This window comes from Collimonas antrihumi, from assembly GCF_018304965.1.
In the GTDB taxonomy this organism is placed as follows: domain Bacteria; phylum Pseudomonadota; class Gammaproteobacteria; order Burkholderiales; family Burkholderiaceae_D; genus Collimonas; species Collimonas antrihumi.
In genome coordinates this window covers 18,339-40,216 of sequence record NZ_JAGQED010000032.1, presented here as the reverse complement: position 1 = coordinate 40,216, position 21,878 = coordinate 18,339, and the positions used below count along the sequence as shown (strand labels likewise).

Annotated in this window: 18 protein-coding genes and 1 pseudogene; 12 read left to right on the top strand and 7 right to left on the bottom strand. The window is 57.7% G+C overall.

Annotation, left to right across the window (positions count from 1 at the left end; translation table 11 throughout):
• Window positions 1-2: 2 nt before the first annotated feature.
• Complete coding sequence (locus KHU29_RS19565; RefSeq protein ID WP_211454942.1) at window positions 3-761, bottom strand: GNAT family N-acetyltransferase; 759 nt, start codon at window positions 759-761, stop codon at window positions 3-5.
• A 121-nt stretch (window positions 762-882) separates the two neighbouring features.
• Here KHU29_RS19565 and KHU29_RS19560 point away from each other — a divergent pair, with 121 nt between their 5' ends.
• Together KHU29_RS19560 and KHU29_RS19555 are read left to right on the top strand one after the other, a co-directional pair.
• Window positions 883-3,039 (top strand): S9 family peptidase, encoded by a 2,157-nt coding sequence (locus KHU29_RS19560; protein WP_246542312.1) that lies wholly within the window; start codon window positions 883-885, stop codon window positions 3,037-3,039.
• A 138-nt stretch (window positions 3,040-3,177) separates the two neighbouring features.
• Window positions 3,178-4,392: an alkaline phosphatase family protein gene (locus KHU29_RS19555; RefSeq protein WP_246542310.1), complete on the top strand. Its 1,215-nt coding sequence runs from the start codon at window positions 3,178-3,180 to the stop codon at window positions 4,390-4,392.
• A 25-nt stretch (window positions 4,393-4,417) separates the two neighbouring features.
• Here the strand turns inward: KHU29_RS19555 and KHU29_RS22285 are convergent.
• Window positions 4,418-4,543 (bottom strand): annotated as a pseudogene (locus tag KHU29_RS22285) (alpha/beta fold hydrolase); the annotation flags it as partial.
• A 133-nt stretch (window positions 4,544-4,676) separates the two neighbouring features.
• On the opposite strand from KHU29_RS22285, the gene KHU29_RS19550 reads away from it, so the two are divergent.
• The 3 genes from KHU29_RS19550 to KHU29_RS19540 all read left to right on the top strand — a co-directional run bounded on the left by KHU29_RS19550 (window position 4,677) and on the right by KHU29_RS19540 (window position 6,678).
• A complete protein-coding gene (locus KHU29_RS19550) occupies window positions 4,677-5,084 on the top strand; it encodes a nuclear transport factor 2 family protein (RefSeq protein WP_211454938.1) in 408 nt (135 codons plus the stop codon).
• A gap of 75 nt (window positions 5,085-5,159) precedes the next feature.
• Window positions 5,160-6,047, top strand: coding sequence for a helix-turn-helix domain-containing protein (locus KHU29_RS19545; protein ID WP_211454936.1), 888 nt, complete (start codon window positions 5,160-5,162; stop codon window positions 6,045-6,047).
• A gap of 91 nt (window positions 6,048-6,138) precedes the next feature.
• Window positions 6,139-6,678, top strand: coding sequence for a DUF3455 domain-containing protein (locus KHU29_RS19540; RefSeq protein ID WP_211454933.1), 540 nt, complete (start codon window positions 6,139-6,141; stop codon window positions 6,676-6,678).
• An 862-nt stretch (window positions 6,679-7,540) separates the two neighbouring features.
• On the opposite strand, the gene KHU29_RS19535 is transcribed toward KHU29_RS19540, so the two are convergent.
• Entirely contained in the window at window positions 7,541-8,278 is a 738-nt protein-coding gene (locus KHU29_RS19535; protein WP_246542308.1) for a GntR family transcriptional regulator, read from the bottom strand.
• Between the two features lie 298 nt (window positions 8,279-8,576).
• On the opposite strand from KHU29_RS19535, the gene KHU29_RS19530 reads away from it, so the two are divergent.
• From KHU29_RS19530 to KHU29_RS19510, 5 genes are all read left to right on the top strand, one after another.
• Window positions 8,577-10,124 carry an ABC transporter ATP-binding protein gene (locus KHU29_RS19530; protein ID WP_211454930.1) on the top strand — a complete coding sequence of 516 codons (1,548 nt, stop codon included), beginning with the start codon at window positions 8,577-8,579 and terminating at the stop codon, window positions 10,122-10,124.
• The gene (locus tag KHU29_RS19525) at window positions 10,117-11,205 is read left to right on the top strand and encodes an ABC transporter permease (RefSeq protein WP_246542306.1); all 1,089 of its coding nucleotides are present in this window, start codon (window positions 10,117-10,119) and stop codon (window positions 11,203-11,205) included. The genes KHU29_RS19530 and KHU29_RS19525 overlap by 8 nt, the downstream gene beginning before the upstream one ends.
• A gap of 2 nt (window positions 11,206-11,207) precedes the next feature.
• Window positions 11,208-12,128, top strand: coding sequence for an ABC transporter permease (locus KHU29_RS19520; protein WP_211454926.1), 921 nt, complete (start codon window positions 11,208-11,210; stop codon window positions 12,126-12,128).
• 68 nt (window positions 12,129-12,196) lie between these two features.
• The gene (locus KHU29_RS19515; protein WP_211454924.1) at window positions 12,197-13,339 is read left to right on the top strand and encodes a BMP family ABC transporter substrate-binding protein; all 1,143 of its coding nucleotides are present in this window, start codon (window positions 12,197-12,199) and stop codon (window positions 13,337-13,339) included.
• A gap of 67 nt (window positions 13,340-13,406) precedes the next feature.
• Window positions 13,407-13,682, top strand: a complete 276-nt coding sequence (locus KHU29_RS19510) for a DUF3566 domain-containing protein (RefSeq protein ID WP_211454922.1) — start codon at window positions 13,407-13,409, stop codon at window positions 13,680-13,682.
• A gap of 79 nt (window positions 13,683-13,761) precedes the next feature.
• On the opposite strand, the gene KHU29_RS19505 is transcribed toward KHU29_RS19510, so the two are convergent.
• The 3 genes from KHU29_RS19505 to KHU29_RS19495 form a co-directional block, all read right to left on the bottom strand.
• Complete coding sequence (locus KHU29_RS19505) at window positions 13,762-15,339, bottom strand: aldehyde dehydrogenase (NADP(+)) (protein ID WP_211454920.1); 1,578 nt, start codon at window positions 15,337-15,339, stop codon at window positions 13,762-13,764.
• Between the two features lie 177 nt (window positions 15,340-15,516).
• Window positions 15,517-16,428 (bottom strand): 5-dehydro-4-deoxyglucarate dehydratase, encoded by a 912-nt coding sequence (gene kdgD, locus KHU29_RS19500; protein ID WP_211454918.1) that lies wholly within the window; start codon window positions 16,426-16,428, stop codon window positions 15,517-15,519.
• A gap of 320 nt (window positions 16,429-16,748) precedes the next feature.
• The gene (locus KHU29_RS19495) at window positions 16,749-17,507 is read right to left on the bottom strand and encodes a FadR/GntR family transcriptional regulator (RefSeq protein ID WP_211454916.1); all 759 of its coding nucleotides are present in this window, start codon (window positions 17,505-17,507) and stop codon (window positions 16,749-16,751) included.
• Window positions 17,508-17,875: 368 nt separating this feature from the next.
• On the opposite strand from KHU29_RS19495, the gene KHU29_RS19490 reads away from it, so the two are divergent.
• Both KHU29_RS19490 and garD read left to right on the top strand, forming a co-directional pair.
• Window positions 17,876-19,228, top strand: coding sequence for an MFS transporter (locus KHU29_RS19490; RefSeq protein ID WP_246542314.1), 1,353 nt, complete (start codon window positions 17,876-17,878; stop codon window positions 19,226-19,228).
• Window positions 19,225-20,811 carry a galactarate dehydratase gene (gene garD / locus KHU29_RS19485; protein ID WP_211454912.1) on the top strand — a complete coding sequence of 529 codons (1,587 nt, stop codon included), beginning with the start codon at window positions 19,225-19,227 and terminating at the stop codon, window positions 20,809-20,811. The genes KHU29_RS19490 and garD overlap by 4 nt, the downstream gene beginning before the upstream one ends.
• Before the next feature lie 7 nt (window positions 20,812-20,818).
• Here the strand turns inward: garD and KHU29_RS19480 are convergent, their stop codons facing one another.
• Window positions 20,819-21,862 carry a questin oxidase family protein gene (locus KHU29_RS19480; RefSeq protein WP_211454910.1) on the bottom strand — a complete coding sequence of 348 codons (1,044 nt, stop codon included), beginning with the start codon at window positions 21,860-21,862 and terminating at the stop codon, window positions 20,819-20,821.
• Window positions 21,863-21,878: the final 16 nt, after the last annotated feature.

Here is a 21,878-nt window from a genome sequence, read left to right as displayed (position 1 = left end):
CTTTATGGACGTATGCGGTAATGATATTCATATTGTTCATCGAACCCGAGTTTTCGATACAGCGCAATTGCCGGCAGGTTATCGGCAACAACCTGGAGATATGCGCGTGTAGCACGTTGCGCCTGTCCCCACTCCAGCAGAGCTGTAACGAGCTTTGTCGCAACGCCACGACGGCGTGCATCCGGCGCGACGACAATATCGAACAGGCCGACAATCCCATTCTCTGCTACCGCCAGAGCATAGGCAACCGGCGTTTCATTCTCAATGAGCGTGGCGAACGCGGCTGGCATCGTGATCGCCGCGAGCATACGGTCATGCACCGCCCGCGAGCCGGATGGGACGCCGTTTGCTTGCGAAAAACCGGCACTCCACGTATCGTTTGCAGCGGCTTCAATCACCACATCGCGCGAAGTCGACGCTAGTGTCGAGGTCGCCAGCGATGCAGTCATGACAAGTGTACGGTCGATTTTACGATATCCTGCCTGGTCGAGTGCGCGGTCCGGTTCGGCGCCGGCCAGCGGCGATAAGCGAAAAATCGCTGGCAAGCCATGTCTCGCATAGAAATTCTCTACGACCCGCAGTGTTTCGCCGAATGCCACCGTCGGACGCAAGGCATTGGCAGAATTCGCGCGCTTGGTATATCCCTCGGACAGACGTAATAACCAGCCACCGCAAAGCGCAGATTTTTGCGCCGGCCATGCATTAAACGCACGTTCCTCAAGTGAGCTGATGAGATCGAAATCCGCGGACGGTGTTGTCATCTTGTTTTGCTGCTGTAAGTGGCGGAAAGATATTCTAACCGGTATGCGTATCCGAATTTTTCAATCCATGCCGATGCGCCAGGTGTACATTCATGCTTATCCATACTAGGATCAGTACACTATGCCTTTCCTTCAGCAACGCGCTCATACCCTGAGCGCATTTTTCCTGGCTCTGATGACTTCCACTTCTACCCCTACTTTTGCAGCGCCCCTTCCAACGCCGCCAGTCGCTGCCAGGCAAGCATGGCAAGAAACCCGGCATGGAGAAATCGTCACCGACGACTATCACTGGCTGCGTGAAAAAGCCGATCCGAGGGTGATCTCCTACCTGAAAGCGGAGAATGCCTATACGCAGGCAATGACCAAGGAGCTGGCGCCGCTGTCGAAAAAACTCTACGGCGAAATAAAGGGCCGCATGAAGGAAACAGATCTGTCGGTGTCGACCCGGCGCGGCAATTTTTACTATTACAGCCGCACCGAGGCCGGCCAGCAGTATCCGATCATTTGCCGTCGGCTTGCCAAGGCCGACGCCGATTTTGCCTATGACGCCAACGCCACGGAAGAAATCCTGCTGGATGAAAACCAGCTGGCCAAGGGCAAGAAGTTTTTTGAGGTTGAGAGTTTTTCAGTCAGCCACGATGACCGCTACCTGGCGTACTCCACCGATACCACCGGATATCGGCAATATCAGTTGCACATCAAGGATCTCCGTACCGGGCAATTGCTGGACGATTCAGTGGAGCGCGTCACCAGCCTGGCATGGGCCGCCGACAGCCAGACCTTGTTCCTGGTGCAGGAAGACGCCACCACCAAGCGTTCTGATCTGCTGCTGCGTCTCAAGCTTGGCAGCAAGCCGGTCGAGGTGTATCGCGAAGCGGTGGAGCAATTCAACCTGGACGTCGGCATCAGCGGCGACCGCAAATTCATTGAACTGGAAGCGCAAAGCACCGACACCACCGAAGTCAGCCTGCTACCGGCAGACCAGCCGGAAGGCAGCTTCCATTCAGTGCTGGGGCGTGAAACCGGGCATCGCTACCATGTCGATCATCGCGATGGCGAACTGTTCATCATGACCAACAAGGATGCCAAGAATTTCCGCCTGGTGACAGCGCCGTTGACAACTCCGAGTCCAGATCATTGGAAAGAACTGGTAGCGCATGATCCCGCGGTGTTGCTGGAATCGTTCGAACTGTTCCGTGATTTCCTGGTGGTCAGCGAAAAGTCGGATGCGCAAGAGCGTTCCCGCATCTACAATTTTGCCGATCACAGCTGGAAGACCGTGCAGTTCGATGAAGCGGTATACGCCTCGCACCCTGGCGGCACGCCGGAATTCACCTCACGTCAATATCGCCTGATGTACGAGTCGCCGGTTACGCCGTCGACGGTGTTCGATGTCGACATGGCGAGCGGTCAGCGCGTAGTACTGAAGCAGCAGGAAGTGCCTGGCTACGATCCCGCTTTGTATGAGACCAGGCGCCTGTGGGCCACCGCGCGTGACGGCGTCAAAGTGCCGCTTTGGATCGTCGCCAGGAAGGGCATCAAGCTGGACGGCTCGGCGCCATTGCTGCTGTATGCCTATGGTTCGTATGGCATTCCTGCCGACGCGAGTTTCTCGAACAGCCGCGTCAGCCTGCTGGATCGCGGCGTCATATTCGCCGAAGCGCATATCCGCGGCGGCAACGATATGGGCGAACATTGGCATGACGATGGCATGCTGATGCACAAGAAGAATACTTTCAACGATTTCATCGACAGCGCCGAATATTTGATCAGGCAGGGCTGGACCAGTCCGCAGCACCTGATCATCGAAGGCGGCAGCGCCGGTGGCCTGCTGATGGGCGCAGTCACCAATATGCGGCCCGACCTGTTCCATGCGGTGCACGCGGCGGTGCCGTTTGTCGACGTGATGAACACCATGATGGATGCCAGCCTGCCGCTGACCACCGGCGAGTATCTGGAATGGGGCAACCCCAACGAGAAGCCGGCCTACGATTACATGCGCAGCTATTCGCCGTACGATAATATCGAGCGCAAAGCCTACCCTCCCATGCTGGTCACTACCGGCCTCAACGATAGCCAGGTGATGTATTGGGAGTCAGCCAAATATGTCGCCAAACTGCGCGCCATGAAAACCGACCATCACACCTTGCTGCTCAAGGTCAATATGGGCGCCGGCCACGGCGGCGCTTCCGGCCGCTACGATGCCATCAAGGAGCGTTCGTTCGAGATGGCGTGGATGCTGTCGCAGTGGGGCTTGCTACAGCCTGGTAAACGTTAAGCGGATCACGGAAAAAATCATTAGAACCATTCAATTTGCCCGGGATTGTCATGCAATTTTGAGGAAAACATGCTTGCAATGAATAGTCGCGGAAGATGGCTCGGCTTGGCCGCATCGGTCATAACGGTTGCAATATTATTGAGTGGCTGTGGCGGCGGCCAGGCAATTAACGCTGGCCACCCGCCGCCAGCCAATGTCGATTTCAGCAAACGCAAGGCGTTGGTAATTGGCGTCGACGGCATGCAATACGAGAAGCTGCAAGAAGCCATCACCGCCGGGCAGGCGCCGAATATCGCCAAATTCCACGTCGCTAAAACTTATATCGGCGGCATCGTCGGCAGTCCGACCGAACAAGCTACCTATAGCGGACCGGGCTGGACCACCATCCTGACCGGCGCCTGGGCGAATCGGCACAAGGTCACGGCAAACGACGGCAAGCTACGCAACCAGGCCGACAGCGTCTTCAAGCTGATCAAAAATGCCGATGCCACACGGCGTGCCGCCAGTATCGTCAGCTGGAATACCATCAACGACAATTTTGCCCGCGATATTGATCTGGGCTATATAGATCTGGCAGAAAAATGCAACGACGTCGATCAATGCGTAGCCGACAAGGCCAGCGGCGCGCTGCGTTTCGGTGATTTCGATTTTGTGTTCGCGCACTTTGATGAACCGGACAAGACGGGACACGCCGTCGGTTTTGTTCCGGCCTATCAAGCCGCGATCCAGATTGTCGACGGCCAGGTGGGACAAGTGCTGACAGCGCTGCACCGTCGCCAGCAAACGCATTCTGATGAGGACTGGCTGGTTATCGTTACACCGGACCACGGCCGTGCTTTGCCGGATGGCCATCATCATGGCGGTCAGACCTTAAGCGAAAAAACCACCTTCATCGCCATCAACAAAACCGCCAATGCCCAGCTCAATGCGCCGGTCAAGGATCCCGCAGACAGCAGTTTCAATGGCCTGTACGGCAACGCTACGCAAGCCGATATCGTACCCACCGTGCTGGCACATATGGGTATCAAGCTGGATGCCGCCAATTACCATGTCGATGGCGTACCGCTGACGGGCGCACTCGGCGTGCGGCAGCTGACGGCCAAGGCCGATAACACTGCGCGAAGTGTCACGTTGCAGTGGCGCGGTCCAGATGCGCCATCCGGCATGCCGCTGACGATTTATCGTGACGGCAAGCAGATCGCGCAGCTGAGCGACACCGCAACTACCTATGTCGACCAAGACTTGCAGGAGGTTCAGGATGGCGCCGTCGATATCAACTATAGCGTGATGCTTAACGAGATACCGGCGGCTTATCTGGCGCGCGTGAATTTCAGTGCACTGGTCACGCCTTAGCCGGCGACTCGACGATTACCGGTTATTACCTGGCAAGCCAGTCCGGCAAGGTTTTATGAAACTCGGCCGGCTGCTCCATTTGCGGCGCGTGGCCGAGGCCGGCAAACTCGATCAGCGTCGATTGCGGGATCAGCTTGGCGGCCTGCTTGCCACCGCCTTCATTTGATTACCTGAGAGGTAATCGACCGTGCCTGGTTTGGCGCGGAGAATGCAACTGTCGACAACGACAAAGCAGTTCTCCCCGAACCAACCAATCCTATCCTATCCTTGAATGGAGCACGATCATGACCAGCGCCACCAACTCCACTACCGCCAAGAACATCGCAAATGAAGCTTCGTCCATCGCCAGCCGCTATATCGCAGCCTGGGACGAACCGGACGCCATCCGCCGCCGCGCGCTGATAGCGACGGTGTTTACCCCGGAAGCAACCTATGTCGATCCGATGACGCGCAACGCCGGCCACGACGGGTTGGATGCCATGATCGGCGCAGTGCAACAGCAATTTGCCGGGTTGCGCTTCAAACTGCATGGCAAGCAAGACGGCCATAATGATGTCGTCCGCTTTTCCTGGGCCCTGGCTGCCGATGGCGCAGAGCCGGTTGCATACGGCACCGATATCGTGGTGGTGGCGGAAGACGGACGCATCAGCAGCGTCACGGGCTTCCTGGATGCGATGAACTTGCCGGCTTGAAGCCGTCTCCAGCGAACCGCGGGCGGTTTTTTCGATATCCAGATAAACTGCCCGGTAATCCTTTGGAGCCAAATTATGGGCGTACAGCAAGCCATGGTGAAGGCGGGCTCGGTGAAGCCGGTCGTAGTGAAACAAGGCGCAGAACCGGCTGCACCGAATCGCTATTTCAACGACTTCGCGGCAGCATTGCGCTATTGGCGCGACAAGCGTGGCTACAGCCAGTTGCGCTTGTCTACCGAAAGCCAGATCTCGCAGCGCCACATCAGCTTCCTGGAAAGCGGGCGATCGCAGCCGAGCCGGGAATTGATCCTGAAGCTGGGGACGGTACTCGACATCCCGCTGCGGCAGCGCAATGTGATGTTGCTGGCAGCCGGTTTCGCGCCGGCCTACCAGGAGCGGAAATTGACCGATCCTGAGTTAAGCTCGGTCAAGCAGGCGCTGGATTTCATGCTGGCCCAGCAAGCGCCTTATCCGGCACTGGTGGTGGACCGCTTGTGGAACCTGGTGATGAGCAACGGACCGGCAGCCATGATGATAAGGTGGCTGCTGGAGTTGCCGGAGAACCAGCCGATTCCGCGTGAAGGCATCAACGTTCTGAAGCTGATGCTGGATCCGCAAGCCATCCGGAAATATTTGGTGAATTGGCAGGATGTCAGCGCCGATCTGTTGCATTGGATACAGCGCGAAGCCATGAGCGACGGTCCGGGCAGCGAGGCCACCAGCCTGCTGGAACAGTTGATCGCGCTGGCAGGCATCAAGGCCGCCACGCAGACGCCGAATCTCGATACCCGCGTCTTGCCGTTCCTGGCGATGACGATCAGGAAGGATGATGTGGAATTGAATCTGTTCACCTCGATCGCCACCATGGGAACGCCGCACGATGTTACTGTCCACGAGTTGCGGATAGAATCATTTTTCCCCGCCGATGCAGCGACGGCAGCATGGTTCAAGAACCGTGCCTAGACCAACTATGGCTTTACAATAAGGACGCTGCAAAAGATTCAGCCCGATATATTTGTCAAACGCATCCATAAAATTATCTGGAGGAAGCAAAATGGCAAGGAAAATGCTAGGTCTGGCAACAGTAGCAACCTGCTGCGCAGCGTTTCTGGCCGGCTGTGCCGGGCCGCAGCCGATAGAGGTTCCCGCCAATCTGAATGTAGCGCCGACGCAGGCTTTGTCGCTGGAACTAAAGGCGACCGGCGTGCAAATTTATCAATGCGCCACCGCAAAAAACGACGCTTCCAAATTCGAATGGCAGTTTATGGCGCCGGAAGCCGATCTGTTTGACCAGGGTGGGCAAAAGATAGGCTGGCATTACGCCGGTCCGAGCTGGGAATCGACGGATGGCAGCAAGGTGGTTGGCGCAGTGCAGGCGCAAAACACCGGTCCCGACGCCAATGCCATTACGTGGTTGCTGCTAAGCGCAAAAGCGACCTCCGGCACCGGTGTCTTCGGCCAGACGCAAAGCATCCAGCGGTTGCAAACGGTTGGCGGTAAGGCGCCGATGGACGGTTGCAATCAAGCCGTGCTCGGCAAAGAAGCGCGTGTGCCTTACCGAGCGATATATCGTTTCTACTCCGCCAAATCGTAAACTGCCAGGCACCGCGATGAACTGATCAGCGTTTGGCCGACCCAGCCTCTGCCGCTTTTGGCGCAGGCGACGTCGGCTGGTTCATCAGTTTGATCATCAGTTTTTCAAAGGGCGGCACGTTAACTTCGCGCTCCACGGTTGTCGAGCTGCCTGTGCCTGCGAGGGTAATGCCGCAGATATCGCCAGTCCCAGCATGATCGAGTTGGAGGCGCCGCCGACTGCTGTCAACTGCTCACTTTGGCCGCCAGCACGCGAATATCCTGGCCGCCGGAGTTGAGGACATCGAGGGTTTCACCCTTGAGCAAGGTCACCGAGATCGGTACGTCCTTGATCTTTTCGACCTTGCGCTGCGCCCAGCGTCAAGACCACTTTATGTGCGCAACGCATGTGGGCGCGCGCCCTCGCTTTTTTCCCCATTTTTCCACTCCCGTAGTATCGACATTGATAAACCGAACTTGCTTGTTTTTTTGTTGTGCCTACATCGCGCAAGTTGAGATCAGATCATCGAGAAGCTATCTCGACTATTGACCGGACCGGATTCAGTCAACGCAAAGACCGTGCCAGAATTTTTCCAGGCAGGAATCATGGAAGAAATGGTGAAGAAATCGAATTACGATTTATATCGAAAATATATTGTATACATATGAAAAGCCGTTTTTGATGCCAGACCGCGATGCATCAACGGCAATTGGAGTTGTTCAAGGCAGGGCCATAATTGGCGAAAAATAACGCTGTTTATTGGTGAGTCCCGCGCCAAATTAGGGATGCCGGGATCAGGAAAGAGCCGGATTAGTGCGTATCGATGTGTCGGAATAGCGACACATTTTAATAAGTTGTATACACTTTAAAGAGGCTGCGGTATCTATGCGATATCGAGTATTTCAGCCAGGTCCACGTCGTGTTCGTCGTCGCTCAGGCGCAGGGCGCGCTCGATATCGAGCAGATGGTGATTCATCATTTTGACGGCCTGCGCGGCATCGCCGGCGGCAATCGCGTCGATCAGTTGTTCGTGTTCGTCGTTCGGGCAGGCAGTCTTGCCCGGCGCCTGATACAGCGCGATGATCAGGGAACAGCGCGATACCAGTTCGCGCAGGAAGCGGGTGAGCACCGGATTGCCGGCGCTCTCGGACAACAGGATATGGAACTCGCCGCCCAGGCGTATCCATTTGGCGTGATCGCCGGAATGAAAGGACGCATGTTCTTCTCTCACGATCTGACGCAAGCGAGTGATTTGCGCGCGGGTGGCGTTGGTTGCCGCCAGCGGCACGATCGCTGCTTCGATAGCACGCCGCGCGGCGAAGATTTCGCGCGTTTCCTGAGGCGTCGGCTGGGCAATGATGGCGCCGCGGTTGGGGCGCAATTCGAGAATATGATCGTGCGCCAGACGCTGGATCGCCTTGCGCACGATGGTCCGGCTGACGGCAAACAGGTCGCACAGGCTGGATTCGGTCAGCTTGGTTCCAGGCGGCAGGCGCTGGCTCATCACCGCTTTCAGGACGGAGTCGTAAATCTTTTGGTCGACAATGCCGCTGCCGCGTTTGGTGACGGCTTTGGCCGGCGCGGAAGCCGCGTCGCCAGACTTACCAGACTTTTTTTTCATGGGTCTCATTTCCGTTTGGATTGCAAGCCTGTGCTCATGCTACCGCAAAATCACAGGCACAAACCGCGCCAGATGCTTTCAGCCTTCCCGTATCGGCCTCTGGCATGCAGTTTGCTTTTGTAAGGACTTTATGCCGGCAAATCATTGCATTTTAAGTCGGCGATAAGCATAGGAATTGATGTAGCATGTTGCTAGCATCGCATGCGCTGAAACGCGCACGCAGGACGGTAAGGTAACAACGCTGCAGCAACGCTGGAATCATTTTGCAACAGTCTTTTACTGGTACAGGCAAAAGAAAGTGACTTCAACCATACCGCGTCTGGAAATCGCCCATATCCGCAAAGCCTATCCAGGCGTGCTGGCGAATGACGATATCAATCTGTGCGTTGCCCCCGGCGAAATTCATGCTGTTCTCGGCGAGAACGGCGCCGGTAAATCGACCTTGATGAAGATTATTTTCGGCACGGTGAAACCGGATGCCGGCGAGATTTTCTGGAACGGCGAGCAAGTGCATATCGCCAATCCGCATGTGGCGCGCAAGCTCGGCATCGCCATGGTGTTCCAGCATTTTTCCTTGTTCGATACGCTGACCGTGGCGGAAAACATCGCTCTCGGCATGGCATCTGATGTCAGCATGCCGGAGTTGGTCGCGCAAATCCGACAGACCGGCGAAAAATACGGTTTGGAGCTGGAGCCGCATCGCCATGTGCATACGCTGTCGGTAGGCGAACGCCAGCGGGTGGAAATCGTACGCGCTTTGCTGACCAATCCGCAACTGCTGATCCTTGATGAGCCAACCTCAGTATTGACGCCACAGGCGGTAGACAAACTGTTCGTCACCCTGCGCAAGCTGGCCGCCGAAGGCTGCAGCATACTCTACATCAGCCACAAGCTCGATGAAATCCGCGCCCTGTGCCACATCGCCACGGTGATGCGCAACGGCAGGGTCACCGGTAACTGCGATCCGCGCAACGAAACCAGCGCCGGTTTGTCGCGCATGATGATTGGCGATGAGCTGGTGCGCTTGCAGCGCGAACGTAATCCAGATTCGCAACGCAGCGAGCGCAAGCTGCATATCAACCGCCTTAGTTTGCCGAAAGCGCATCTGTTCGCCACCGAGCTGCACAATATCGAATGCGAAGTGCGGGCCGGTGAGATCGTCGGTATCGCAGGTGTCTCCGGCAACGGCCAGCAGGAATTGCTGGCTGCGCTGTCCGGCGAAGATCAGCGCGCTGCGCCCACTATGCTGATGCTGGCCGGTCGTGCCGCCGGTCACCTTGCACCTAACCCGCGCCGCGCGCTCGGCCTCGGACTGGTGCCGGAGGAAAGACTGGGCCGCGGTGCGGTGCCGACCATGTCGCTGGCCGCCAACATGCTGTTGTCGCATCAGAAGACCCCTTACGTCAAACGCGGCATGATCGATTTTGCTTACACCCGCAATGCTGCCGCAGCTATCATTACAGGCTTCAAAGTCAAGGCGAGCGGCCCCGATGCGCTGGCTAAAAGTCTGTCCGGCGGCAATCTGCAGAAATTCATCGTCGGCCGCGAGCTGGACCGCAAGCCGAGCGTATTCATCGTGGCGCAGCCGACCTGGGGCGTGGATGTGGGCGCCGCGGCGCAAATTCACGCGGAAATCCTGGCGTTGAAAAAGGAAGGTTGTGCGGTGCTGATCATTTCTGAAGAGCTCGATGAATTGTTTGCCCTGTGCGACCGGCTGCACGTGATTGCCAAGGGCAAACTGTCACCGTCGATCCAGATCGAGCAGGCTACCCGTGAGCAAGTCGGTTTGTGGATGAGTGGCCTGTGGCAGGACGGGCCAGATGGTCAGGAGGCCGCGCATGCGTAATTTGTGGCCATGGAAACTGGAGCTGCGCGGCACGCCATCGCGTTCGATGACGTATCTGTCGCCGCTGATTGCGATTGTGATGACCATGTTGCTTGGCGCATTGCTGTTCATTGCGCTGGGCAAGGATCCGCTGGCCGGCTTGAAAGTATTCCTGATCGATCCTTTCAACGGCAAGCGCGCCATCAGCGAGCTGCTGCTGAAATCGATCCCGCTGATATTGTGTGCGCTGGGCCTGGCGGTATGCTTTCGCGCCAATGTCTGGAACATCGGCGCCGAAGGACAATTCACTGTCGGCGCGCTGTTTGCCGGCGGCGCGCTGGTGCTGATCGATGTGCCTGGGCATGCGATTCCCGGCGGCATCGGCTTGTTACTGATGATCGTCGCCGGTATTTTCGGCGGCGCTTTCTGGGCCAGTATTACGGCGTTGTTGCGTGACCGTTTCAACGCCAACGAAATCCTGGTTTCGCTGATGCTGACCTACGTCGCGCAATTACTGCTGATGTATGCGGTCAACGGGCCGTTGAAAGATCCGAACGGCATGAACTTCCCGCAATCGAAAGTGTTCTCCAGCGAGTTCATGCTGCCGGAACTGATCAGCGGGACACGCCTGCATATCGGCTTTGTCGTCACGCTGGTGCTGGCGGCCGTGATGACGGTGTTCGTGACGCGCAGCTTGCGCGGCTTTTCGCTGTTTGTCGGCGGCACCGCACCTCACGCGGCGCGTTATGCCGGTTTTTCCAGCCGTAGCGCATTGTGGACCTCGTTGTTGATTTCCGGCAGTTTCGCCGGCCTGGCGGGAGCGTTTGAAATTGCCGGTCCGATCGGCCAGTTGCTGCCGTCGGTGTCGCCGGGCTACGGCTTCGCCGCCATCATCGTCGCCTTTATCGGGCGTCTGCATCCGGTCGGCGCGGTGCTGGGCGGGCTGGTGATGTCGCTACTCTATCTGGGCGGTGAACTGGCGCAATCGCGGCTCGGCCTGCCATCGGCAATCACCGGCGTGTTCCAGGGCATGTTGCTGTTCCTGCTGTTGGCCAGCGATACCTTGATCGATTATCGTCTGCGCCGGAAAGTCGAGGTTTAAACATGGAACAATTCGCTTCTCTTATCGCCGCCTCGATCAATGCTGGAACGCCGTTGCTGCTGGCGGCGCTCGGCCTGCTGATCAACGAGCGTGCGGGTGTCCTCAATCTCGGCGCGGAAGGCATGATGCTGGTCGCCGCCATCGCCGGCTTCGCGGTCGGCTACACCACGCATAGCCCGATGCTCGGGTTCATGGCCGGCGCGCTCAGCGGGGTCTTGATGGCGGCGCTGTTTTCCTGGCTGGCGCTGGTACTGGCGACCAACCAGGTTGCCACCGGGTTGGCGCTGTCGATTTTCGGCGCCGGCTTGTCGGCCTTTATCGGCCAGCGCTTTGTCGGCCTGGCGTTACCGTCGCAAACGCTGTCTATCCCTGTACTCAAGGACATCCCGTTTCTAGGCCAGGCACTGTTCCAGCAGCATTGGATGAGCTATCTGTCGCTGCTGTTGTGTGCGGCGATTGCCTGGTTCATTTACCGCACCCGTGCCGGCCTGATCCTGCGCGCCGTCGGTGAATCGCCGGAATCGGCGCATGCCCTGGGTTATCCGGTGCGCTGGATCCGGTTTGCCGCGCTGATGTTCGGTGGCGCTTGCTGCGGGCTGGCCGGCGCCTATCTGTCGCTGGTGTATACGCCGATGTGGGTCGAAGGCCTGGTTTCCGGCCGTGGCTGGATTGCACTGGCCTTGACTGCGTTTGCCACCTGGCGTCCGATCCGTGTGCTGCTCGGCGCACTGCTGTTCGGTGGTGTCACCATTCTGCAGTTTTACCTGCAGGGCATAGGAGTGACGCTGCCTTCGCAAATCTTGTCGATGCTGCCGTATGTAGCAACCATCGTGGTGCTGGCGTTGATTTCACGTAATCCGGACTGGATTCGCCTGAACATGCCGGCTTCGTTGGGCAAGCCTTTTAAACCGGGTGCAAGTTAAGTAACCAATGCAACCAACTAGCAGACCAGTAGCAAGCTGATCAACCATCCATACCAAGGGAGATACAAATGAGGATTTCACGCAGGGCATCACTCGCAATGCTCACAGCGCTGGCCGCCGCCACGCTGATCGGCTGCGGCAAGAAAGATGAACCGGCAGCGCCGGCCGCTTCTGCTTCGGCGCCGGCTGCAGCGCCAGCCAAGGCCGAACCGCTGAAGGTCGCTTTCGTCTACGTCGGCCCGGTCGGCGACGCCGGCTGGACCTTCGCCCACGACAAGGGACGCAAGGCAGTCGAAGAAAAATACGGCGACAAGGTGAAAACCACTTTCGTCGAAAACGTGCCTGAATCCGCTGCCGATGCCGAGCGTGTTATCCGCCAGCTGGCGGTCGACGGCAACAAGATAATCTTCGGCACCACGTTCGGTTATATGGAAGCGATGCTGAAGGTCGCCAAGGAATTCCCGGACGTTAAGTTCGAACACGCGACCGGGTTCAAGACTGCCGACAATCTGGCGCAATACGATGTCCGCACCTATGAAGGCGCTTACCTGGCTGGTGTAGTGGCAGGCAAGATGAGCAAGTCAGGCAAGCTCGGCGTGGTCGCTTCGGTGCCGATTCCTGAGGTCATCCGCAATATCGACTCCTTCACCTTGGGTGCGCGCTCGGTCAATCCGAAAGCCACCACCCGCGTAGTGTGGGTTAACAAATGGTTCGATCCGGGCAAGGAACGCGAAGCAGCTACCACGCTGATCGGCCAGGGTGTTGACGTGCTGATGCAAAATACCGATTCCGCCGCCGTGGTGCAGACCGCGCAGGAAAAAGGGATATATGCCTTCGGCTGGGATAGCGACATGACCAGCTTCGGCCCGAAAGCGCATCTGGCGGCATCGATGATCAACTGGGGCGTGTACTACACCAAACGCGTCGGCGAAGTGCTCGACGGCACCTGGAAAACCAGCACCAGCTGGCTTGGCCTGAAAGACGACGGCATCGATCTCGGCGCCTTCAATGCCGTGCTGCCGGTTGAGGTCAGAACGCTGGTTGCCGAACGCAAGAAGGCCATCATCGACGGTAGCGCGCCGATCTGGAAAGGTCCGGTTGTCGACAATGCCGGCAAGGAAGTGGTGGCTAAGGATGTTGTGCCAGATGATGGCTTCCTGCATGGCATCAAGTTTTACGTGCAAGGTGTAGAAGGCAAGGTGCCGGGCTAATCGTGCAAGTTCCGGATCGGCGTTTATCGCAAGGTCGATCCGGGCATTTAAAAGGGAAAAATAAAGCATGAAAAAACAAATTTCCAGTATTTCACCGTTTCAAACCGCCAAAGTCTTGGCAATTCTTTATTTCGCTATTTCTTTGCCGATGATTGCTCTCATGAGTTTGCTTTATGCATTTATGCCCGGACCTAAAGCACCGACGGGCGTGATGTTCATACTGCCGTTTCTTTATGCAATCTTCGGTTTCATTTTCACAGCGATTGGCGCATGGATTTACAACCTCATTGCAAAATGGGTTGGCGGTATTGAATTCACTGTCTCGGAAATTGAAAATTCCTGATGCTGTGTTAAAACGGGACTGCGCGAAAGAATTTCGCGTAGTCCCGCATGCACGATCGAGTTCGAGTCGAATTGCCCTTTTAGAGCTTGATCAAGTTCCCATCCATCAGTCGCGTCAATCCAAGGGGGTTACCGTCTTGCACGGCTGTCGGCAGTAAATCTGCGGGAAAGTCCTGATAGCACACCGGCCGCAGGAAGCGATCGATGGCGCTGGCGCCGACTGAGGTGCTGCGGCTGTCCGAAGTTGCGGGGAACGGGCCGCCATGCACCATCGCGTAAGACACTTCAACGCCGGTTGGATAACCGTTCACCAGGATGCGGCCGGCTTTGCGTTCCAGTGTTGGCAGCAGTTTCCTGGCCAGTGCGTGATCTTCATTATCGAGCTGCAGCGTGGCGGTCAGCTGGCCGGCCAGGTGTTCGGCTACGGCGCGCATTTCTTCTTCGTTCTGGCAGGCGACAATCAATGAGCTGGGGCCGAAGATTTCATCTTCCAGCTGTCCGGTCGCCAGGAAGGTTGCGGCATCGGTGGCAAACAATGTAGCCTGGGCGGCGCATGGGGCACCTGCCGGCAGACCTTGGCCGAGAGTGGTGACGCCGGCAACTGCGCTCATGCGTTCGACGCCGGTGACATAGGCGCTGTGGATGCCAGGTGTGAGCATGGTGCCGGCGGCCTTGGCTTGTAGTGCATGCGATGCGGCTTCTTGAAACTGCGACAGGTGTTCCCCTGCCAAGCCGATTACCAGACCCGGATTGGTGCAGAACTGTCCTACGCCCATGGTCAGCGAATCGACGAAAGCGCTGCCGATTTGCGATGCCCGTGCCGCTAATGCATGCGGCAGCAGGAACATGGGATTGATACTGCTCATTTCGGCGTACACGGGAATCGGTTCGCGTCGTTGTGCTGCTGCGCGCATCAGCGCCAGGCCGCCTTGACGCGAGCCGGTAAAGCCGACTGCTTTGATGGCTGGGTGGCTGACTAATGCGTGGCCGACTTCGTTGCCGTTGCCGATGATCAGGGAGAACACGCCTTCAGGCATTTTGCAGGTAGCGACTGCCTGTTGAATTACGCGGCCGACCAGTTCCGAGGTTCCTGGATGGGCGTTGTGCGTCTTGACTACCACCGGGCAGCCGGCGGCGAATGCCGCGGCGGTGTCGCCGCCGGCTACCGAGAATGCTAGCGGGAAATTGCTGGCGCCAAATACGGCGACCGGGCCGATGGCGATCTTGCGCAGGCGTAGATCGGAGCGTGGCGGGGTGCGGTCGGGTAGTGCTGAATCGAGGGTGGCGCTTAGGTGGTTTCCGGCGCGTACTACTGTGGCGAACAGGCGTAACTGGCCTACGGTGCGGCCGCGTTCGCCTTCCAGGCGGGCGGTTGGCAGGCCGGACTCTTGCGCTGCGCGTTCGATTAACGCTGGTCCGAGCGCCAGGATGCCGTTGGCGATTTCTTCGAGGAATTCTGCGCGTTGTTGCGGGGTGGTTTCGCGATAGATGTCGAAAGCTTGTTGCGCCAGGGTGCAGGCGCGGTCTACCTCTGCGGCTCCGCCGACGCGGAAATCGGGGCCGATCTTTTCATTGGTGGCGGGATTGATTGCGCGTAGCGTGCCTTCGGCGCCGCGTACGCTGGATTGGCCGATAAGCATTTCACCAGTGATGTTCATTTATTTTCCTCGATATACAAATGTTCGATTTTTTGCGTCACCGCAAAAGCAGTTACTTCGCCCCGCCGCAAACGTAGTTAAATGGGGTCAGAGTTTTTTTACGTCAGTCGTATCGTCGTAAATTACTCTGACCCCTTTTAACGGGCCACGGAGTAAACGCCGTTGCCTGTTTGTTAATTACTGCGCCCCTTGCGCCAAAATCAATGCCTTCAATTGTTCACATTCTTCCGCATTCAGATCAATCAACGGCGTACGCACCGGACCACCATCATGACCGACAATGGTTGCACCGGCTTTGACGATGCTGACCGCATAACCGGCTTTCTTGTTGCGGATTGCCAGGTAAGGCAGGAAGAAGCTATCTATCAAACGTTCTGTGGTGGCGTGGTCATCGTTCTTGACTGCAGTATAAAAATCGATCGCCATCTTCGGCAGGAAATTGAATACGGCTGACGAATAAACCGGTACGCCGAGTGCCTTGTACGGTGCGGCAAACAATTCTGCAGTCGGCAAGCCGCCCAAATAAGTCAGGCGATCGCCGAGGCGGCGGCGTATCGATACCATCAGTTCGATGTCGCCGATGCCGTCCTTGAAGCCGATCAGGTTAGGGCAGCGTGCGGCCAGCAACTCCATCGAATCCGCATTCAGGCGGCAGATGCCGCGGTTGTACACGACGACGCCGAATTTGACTGAATTGCAGATGGCTTCGACGTGGGCTACCAAACCGTCTTGCGATGCTTCGGTCAGGTAATGCGGCATCAGCAGGATGCCTTGCGCGCCCAGGCGTTCGGCTTCTTGTGCGGACGCGATGGCGGTGCGGGTCGGGCCGCCGGCGCCGGCCAGGATCGGTACTTTACCATGGCAGGTTTCTACCGCCAGCCGTACTACGTCGGAATATTCGGAGGTCGTGAGCGAAAAGAACTCACCTGTGCCGCCTGCGACAAACAAGGCGCTCGCGCCGTAGGGAGCCAGCCATTCAAGTCGTTCCGCGTAGGTGCTCGGGCGGAAATTGCCCTGCACATCGAAATCGGTAATCGGGAAAGACAGCAAGCCGGAGGAAAGTACTTGTTTGAGTTCTTGAGGATTCATGGTCTCGGTATCGTGTAGTGCTGCGGTTTATGATTGATCGCCTTTGCCGCGCAGATGGGCTTGTTGGCGTTCGGGGATTTAAGTTATCAGTCATCGTACAACAAAGATTTGCAGTATGCAAGCCGGAAAATGCTATGTGTTTTATTCAGGAGGGCGAAGCTGGGTATTAAAAACGGGGAAGATCCGTGGCAAAACGGGCGGCAGGCAGTGCGTCGCCGGGAGGTTTTTTTTCGGAGTTTGTGGCGTTGCCGGACATGCCGGCAGCTTGATTATTCGATTTTGTTTGATTGCAGTCGGTTCGTTGTCAGCCTGTCATCCGCTTACGACTGCAACGCCATGCTGTCCTGCACCTTGCGCAAACGCTCGCGGCTATTACTCAGATGTGTGCGCATTGCTGCCCGCGCCGTCTCCGGATCCTGGCGCACGATGGCATTGTAGATATCTTCATGCTCACGGTGTACGCGGTCCAGATAGGCCGCCGGATCGTCATGCGCCAGTTTGGCGGAGTTGATCCGGGTGCGCGGAATGATGGTGGTGCCAAGGTGGGTCAGGATATCCACAAAATAGCGGTTGCCGGTGGCTTGTGCGATGTGCAAATGGAACTGCACATCGGCCGCAACCGAGTCGCCATGCTCGTTGGCGCTTTTCTGAAAGGCATCCAGCGCCATCCGCATTTGCGCTAGCTGCTCGTCGTTGCGCCGTGCGGCCGCCAGTCCGGCGGCTTCCGCTTCGAGGCTGATGCGCAATTCCAGGATGGCCAGGATATCGCGCATGGTGATCACGGTTTCCGGATCGATGTCGAAATTGCTGGAGTTGCTTGCCGCCAACACAAAGGTGCCGATGCCGTGCCGCGTCTCTACCAGTCCCGAGGCTTGCAGATGCGAAATCGCCTCGCGTATCACGGTGCGACTGACGCCCTGCGTGCGCATCAGTTCGGATTCGGTCGGCAGCTTGTCCCCGGGTTTGCTGATGCCGCTGCGAATGCTTTCGGCAATATTGGCGACCACGCTCTGCGCCAGGTTGCGATGTTTTTTCGGCGGGGCGCTTGGAGCGGGCAGAGCATTGAGCGGTGTATTCATTGGATGGGGCCGCGGGAAAAGTAAATCTAGTTGCTAAATTATTTTTCGGTGATTATACTACGATTCAAGTTGTAGGATGACTGATAACAACTGTAGTCTAGTACACATAAACATCAATAACAATAAGAACGGCGCCCTGCAGCAAGCAATAACGGGCAGGCGATAACCGACAAACAACAGCCGGCAATCCGGCCCCGATCCGCAAAGTACGCGGTGACGAGTTCGGATGGTGGGGATCTGCAGTGTATCAAGCGGCTTCATTGCAAGCGCTGACTCTGGAAAAAAGACAGGAGACGTAGGTGAATATCAACAAAACGACTGGGCCGGCATCGGCTCAACGTGGCAAGCTGCGCTACACGATTTTGTTCATGCTGTTCATGGTGACCACTTTCAATTATGCCGATCGCGCCATCCTATCCATTGCAGGTACCGCAATGAAGAGCGAACTGGGCTTCGACGCTGTCACCATGGGGTTCATCTTTTCGGCCTTCAGCTGGGCTTACGTGCTGGGGCAATTGCCGGGTGGCTGGCTGCTAGACCGCTACGGCTCGAAGCGCGTGTACGCCGCCAGCATCTTCATCTGGTCGCTATTCACCCTGATGCAAGGCGGAGTGCATTTTCTCGGTGCGCTGTGGGCAGTGCCGGCGCTATTCATGTTGCGCTTCATGGTCGGTCTGGCCGAAGCGCCTTCCTTCCCCGCCAACGGCCGTATCGTCGCCGCCTGGTTTCCGACAACTGAACGCGGCACCGCTTCGGCAATTTTCAATTCGGCGCAATATTTTGCCACCGTGTTGTTCGCTCCCTTGATGGCCTGGATCACGCATGCCTACGGCTGGTCGCAAACGTTTGTCGTGATGGGCGCTGCGGGCATGGTGCTGAGCATGATCTGGATGCGGATGATGCATAGCCCGAAGGATCATCCTGGCATGACTTCGGCGGAGCTGGCGCATATCCGCGACGGCGGCGGCCTGGTCGACATGGACCAGGGCCTGGGTGGCGGCAAGAGCGCAGCTGCAAAGGGTAGCGCGGCCAGCAAGATCAACCGCGGCGTCAAGCTGGGTTATCTCAAGCAATTGCTCAGCAATCGCATGCTGGCCGGTGTATATCTCGGTCAATACTGCATCAATACGATTACCTACTTCTTCCTGACCTGGTTCCCGATCTACCTGGTGCAGGAACGCGGCATGTCGATTCTGAAAGCGGGCATCGTGGCATCATTGCCGGCGATTTGCGGCTTTCTCGGCGGCGTATTGGGCGGCATGATTTCGGACCGGCTGATCAAACGCGGCTTCTCGCTGACCTGGGCCCGCAAGATTCCTATCGTCGCCGGCTTGCTGTTGTCGACCACCATGATCTTGTGCAATTACGTCGATACCCAATGGATGGTGGTCGGCATCATGGCGCTGGCTTTCTTCGGCAAGGGCGTCGGCGCGTTGGGCTGGGCCGTTGTGGCTGATACTTCACCGAAAGAGATCATCGGCCTTACCGGTAGCCTGTTTAACATGTTCGGCAATATCGCCGGCATCACCGCACCGATCGTGATCGGCTATATCATCAAGGAAACCGGCTCCTTCGAGTGGGCGCTGGTGTATGTCGGCGCCAATGCCCTGCTAGCTGTGATCAGCTACCTCGTGATTGTGAAAGACATCAAGCGCGTCGAACTCAAGCCGCTTGACGATGCAGGACAGCCATACAAGAAATTATCTGGAGTGGAATCATGACCAAGGCAGCACCGGTTGTCGATAAAGACAACAATACGCCATTGTACATCCGCATGCAGGAGCAGGATAACGTTGCGATTGTCGCCAATGACGGCGGTTTGCCGGCCGGCACGATCTTCCCGTGCGGGCTGGCGCTGCGCGACAAAGTACCGCAGGGCCATAAAGTGGCACTGCGCGATCTGGCGGAAGGCGAATCCATCGTGCGCTACGGCGTGGTGATCGGATATGCGCAACGGCCGATTGCGCAAGGAAGCTGGATCGAAGAATCGCTGGTGCGGATGCCACCGGCACGGGAGCTGACCAATTTGCCGATTGCTACCAAGGTTCCGGCAGCGGCAACGCCGTTGGACGGGTATACCTTCGAAGGTTACCGCAATGCCGACGGCACGGTCGGCACCCGCAATATCCTGGCGATCAGCACCACCGTGCAATGTGTATCCGGCGTGGTGGAACATGCGGTCAAACGCATCAAGGCAGAACTGCTGCCCCGCTACCCGCACGTCGACGATGTCATCGGCCTTGAACATACTTACGGCTGTGGCGTGGCGATTGACGCGCCAGGCGCCGAGATTCCGATCCGCACCTTGCGTAACATCAGCATGAATCCCAACTTCGGCGGCCAGGCGATGGTGGTTAGTTTGGGTTGCGAGAAATTGCAACCGGGCCGGTTGTTCCCGCAAGGCTCGATTCCGATTCAAAGCACCGGCGGCAAGGAAGACGGCTTGCGCGTAGTGTGCTTGCAAGATGCGGAGCACGTCGGCTTCGAGTCGATGATCACATCGATCATGGCTACCGCAGAAGAGCAATTGAGCGAATTGAATAAGCGCCGCCGTGTCTCTTGCCCGGCATCGGATCTGATCGTCGGCGTCCAGTGCGGCGGCAGCGATGCCTTCTCCGGCGTCACCGCCAATCCGGCAGTCGGCTTTGCCAGCGATTTGCTGGTGCGCGCCGGCGCCACGGTGATGTTTTCCGAAACCACCGAAGTGCGCGACGGTATCGACCAGCTGACCGCGCGCGCCGCCAATGCCGAGGTGGCGCAAGCCATGATCCGCGAGATGGCCTGGTACGACGACTATCTCACCCGCGGTGGCGTCGACCGCAGCGCCAACACCACGCCCGGAAATAAAAAGGGCGGCCTCGCCAATATCGTCGAAAAAGCCATGGGCTCGATCGTCAAATCCGGCAGCAGCGTCATCTCCGGCGTGCTTTCACCTGGCGACAAGCTCAAGCAAAAGGGTTTGATGTATGCGGCCACGCCGGCCAGTGATTTTGTCTGCGGCACCTTGCAACTGGCGGCTGGCATGAACCTGCACATATTCACCACCGGCCGTGGCACTCCCTACGGTTTGGCTGCAGTACCGGTTATCAAAGTGGCGACGCGAAACGACCTGGCGCGGCGCTGGCACGATCTGATGGATATCAACGCCGGCCGCATTGCCAGCGGCGAAGCCAGCATCGAAGACGTCGGCTGGGAGATGTTCCATCTCATGCTGGATGTCGCCAGCGGCCGCAAGAAGACTTGGGCGGAGCATCACAAATTGCACAACGCGTTGACGCTGTTCAATCCGGCGCCTATCACCTGACTCAGCTCTAATGCATCTGAAACACGCGGCCCGCTCGCCGGGCAGCTGCAGCCAGATACAGCGGTGACGGCGCACGCAGGTTTTCGCAATAGCAGGTGTACACCATCTTGATCACGTGGTCGTCGTCGGAAGCGATGGCGGTGGTGAACAGGTCTTGCCAGGTGTCCGCGCTGTCGGCCAGGATCTCTTTCGCCGACAGCGTGACATGCGAGGTGGCCAGCGGCGGCGCACCTATCGACACATAAGCGGCACAAAACGCTATCCACAAATCCGGCGGCAAACGGTGCGCCAGCGCTACCGGCAAAGACGCCAGGACACGGCGCGCCGCATGCAGGCCGGTGACCATATGCAGGGCAGTGAAATTATTGGTTTGCCAATACAAGGCAATTGCCGCCTGTGCCATGTGGTCGAGCAGTTGCGGTTGCGGCGGTGCTGCCGGCAGCGTTGCATAAAACGACGGATTGCCGCTCGCCGCCCGCAGGCGTACGACAATCCAATCGCCAGTGAATTTCGTGCCGCCCATCGCGCGCGACAATACCGCCAAGCCCTGATTCACTGAAGTGGCGGGTACCCGTTGCTGCGATCCCATATCTATGTGCAGATTACCGCTGACAAGCGCCGCCAGCCCGGCGGCGATTTCGCCGACGTGTTCTGCTTCCAGGCCATATCCGAGCCGGATCAAGGCGTGAAAGGCACCGCTCGCGGGAGCAAACGGTATCCGGCTCAGCACTTGCTCGAGGACGGCGTCCGCGCCGGCGCGCCAGATCCATTCTTCAAAGTATCCGCGCAGGGCGGTAAAAGCGCTGGCATCGCCCACGGATAACGGCCACGAATCTCGGCTGACCGGCTTGATGACGGGTTTGGCTGGCGCCGCGAAACGGCTTTCCCACTTATCGAAAAATTCCTGCAGGCGCGCTGGCTGCGCGCCCATGCCGGCTAATGCGCAAAGCGCCATCGGACAGTGGTTGGTCATGCCATTGCTGTCAGCTGCAAAGCGGACGTTTTCGTCGAGCAGGCGGTGCAGGGTTGGTTCGCGCAGTCGTTGATTCATGTCATTGGCTCCGGAT

Excerpts from the sequence above, each read along its gene's own strand:
- KHU29_RS19505 (WP_211454920.1), bottom strand. The coding sequence starts at position 15,339 with ATGAACATCACTGGTGAAATGCTTATCGGCCAATCCAGCGTACGCGGC.
- KHU29_RS19565 (WP_211454942.1), bottom strand. The coding sequence starts at position 761 with ATGACAACACCGTCCGCGGATTTCGATCTCATCAGCTCACTTGAGGAA.
- garD (WP_211454912.1), top strand. The coding sequence starts at position 19,225 with ATGACCAAGGCAGCACCGGTTGTCGATAAAGACAACAATACGCCATTG.
- KHU29_RS19495 (WP_211454916.1), bottom strand. The coding sequence starts at position 17,507 with ATGAATACACCGCTCAATGCTCTGCCCGCTCCAAGCGCCCCGCCGAAA.
- KHU29_RS19535 (WP_246542308.1), bottom strand. The coding sequence starts at position 8,278 with ATGAAAAAAAAGTCTGGTAAGTCTGGCGACGCGGCTTCCGCGCCGGCC.
- KHU29_RS19490 (WP_246542314.1), top strand. The coding sequence starts at position 17,876 with ATGCTGTTCATGGTGACCACTTTCAATTATGCCGATCGCGCCATCCTA.
- KHU29_RS19510 (WP_211454922.1), top strand. The coding sequence starts at position 13,407 with ATGAAAAAACAAATTTCCAGTATTTCACCGTTTCAAACCGCCAAAGTC.
- KHU29_RS19560 (WP_246542312.1), top strand. The coding sequence starts at position 883 with ATGCCTTTCCTTCAGCAACGCGCTCATACCCTGAGCGCATTTTTCCTG.
- KHU29_RS19525 (WP_246542306.1), top strand. The coding sequence starts at position 10,117 with ATGCGTAATTTGTGGCCATGGAAACTGGAGCTGCGCGGCACGCCATCG.
- kdgD (WP_211454918.1), bottom strand. The coding sequence starts at position 16,428 with ATGAATCCTCAAGAACTCAAACAAGTACTTTCCTCCGGCTTGCTGTCT.
- KHU29_RS19540 (WP_211454933.1), top strand. The coding sequence starts at position 6,139 with ATGGCAAGGAAAATGCTAGGTCTGGCAACAGTAGCAACCTGCTGCGCA.
- KHU29_RS19545 (WP_211454936.1), top strand. The coding sequence starts at position 5,160 with ATGGGCGTACAGCAAGCCATGGTGAAGGCGGGCTCGGTGAAGCCGGTC.
- KHU29_RS19480 (WP_211454910.1), bottom strand. The coding sequence starts at position 21,862 with ATGAATCAACGACTGCGCGAACCAACCCTGCACCGCCTGCTCGACGAA.
- KHU29_RS19520 (WP_211454926.1), top strand. The coding sequence starts at position 11,208 with ATGGAACAATTCGCTTCTCTTATCGCCGCCTCGATCAATGCTGGAACG.
- KHU29_RS19550 (WP_211454938.1), top strand. The coding sequence starts at position 4,677 with ATGACCAGCGCCACCAACTCCACTACCGCCAAGAACATCGCAAATGAA.
- KHU29_RS19515 (WP_211454924.1), top strand. The coding sequence starts at position 12,197 with ATGAGGATTTCACGCAGGGCATCACTCGCAATGCTCACAGCGCTGGCC.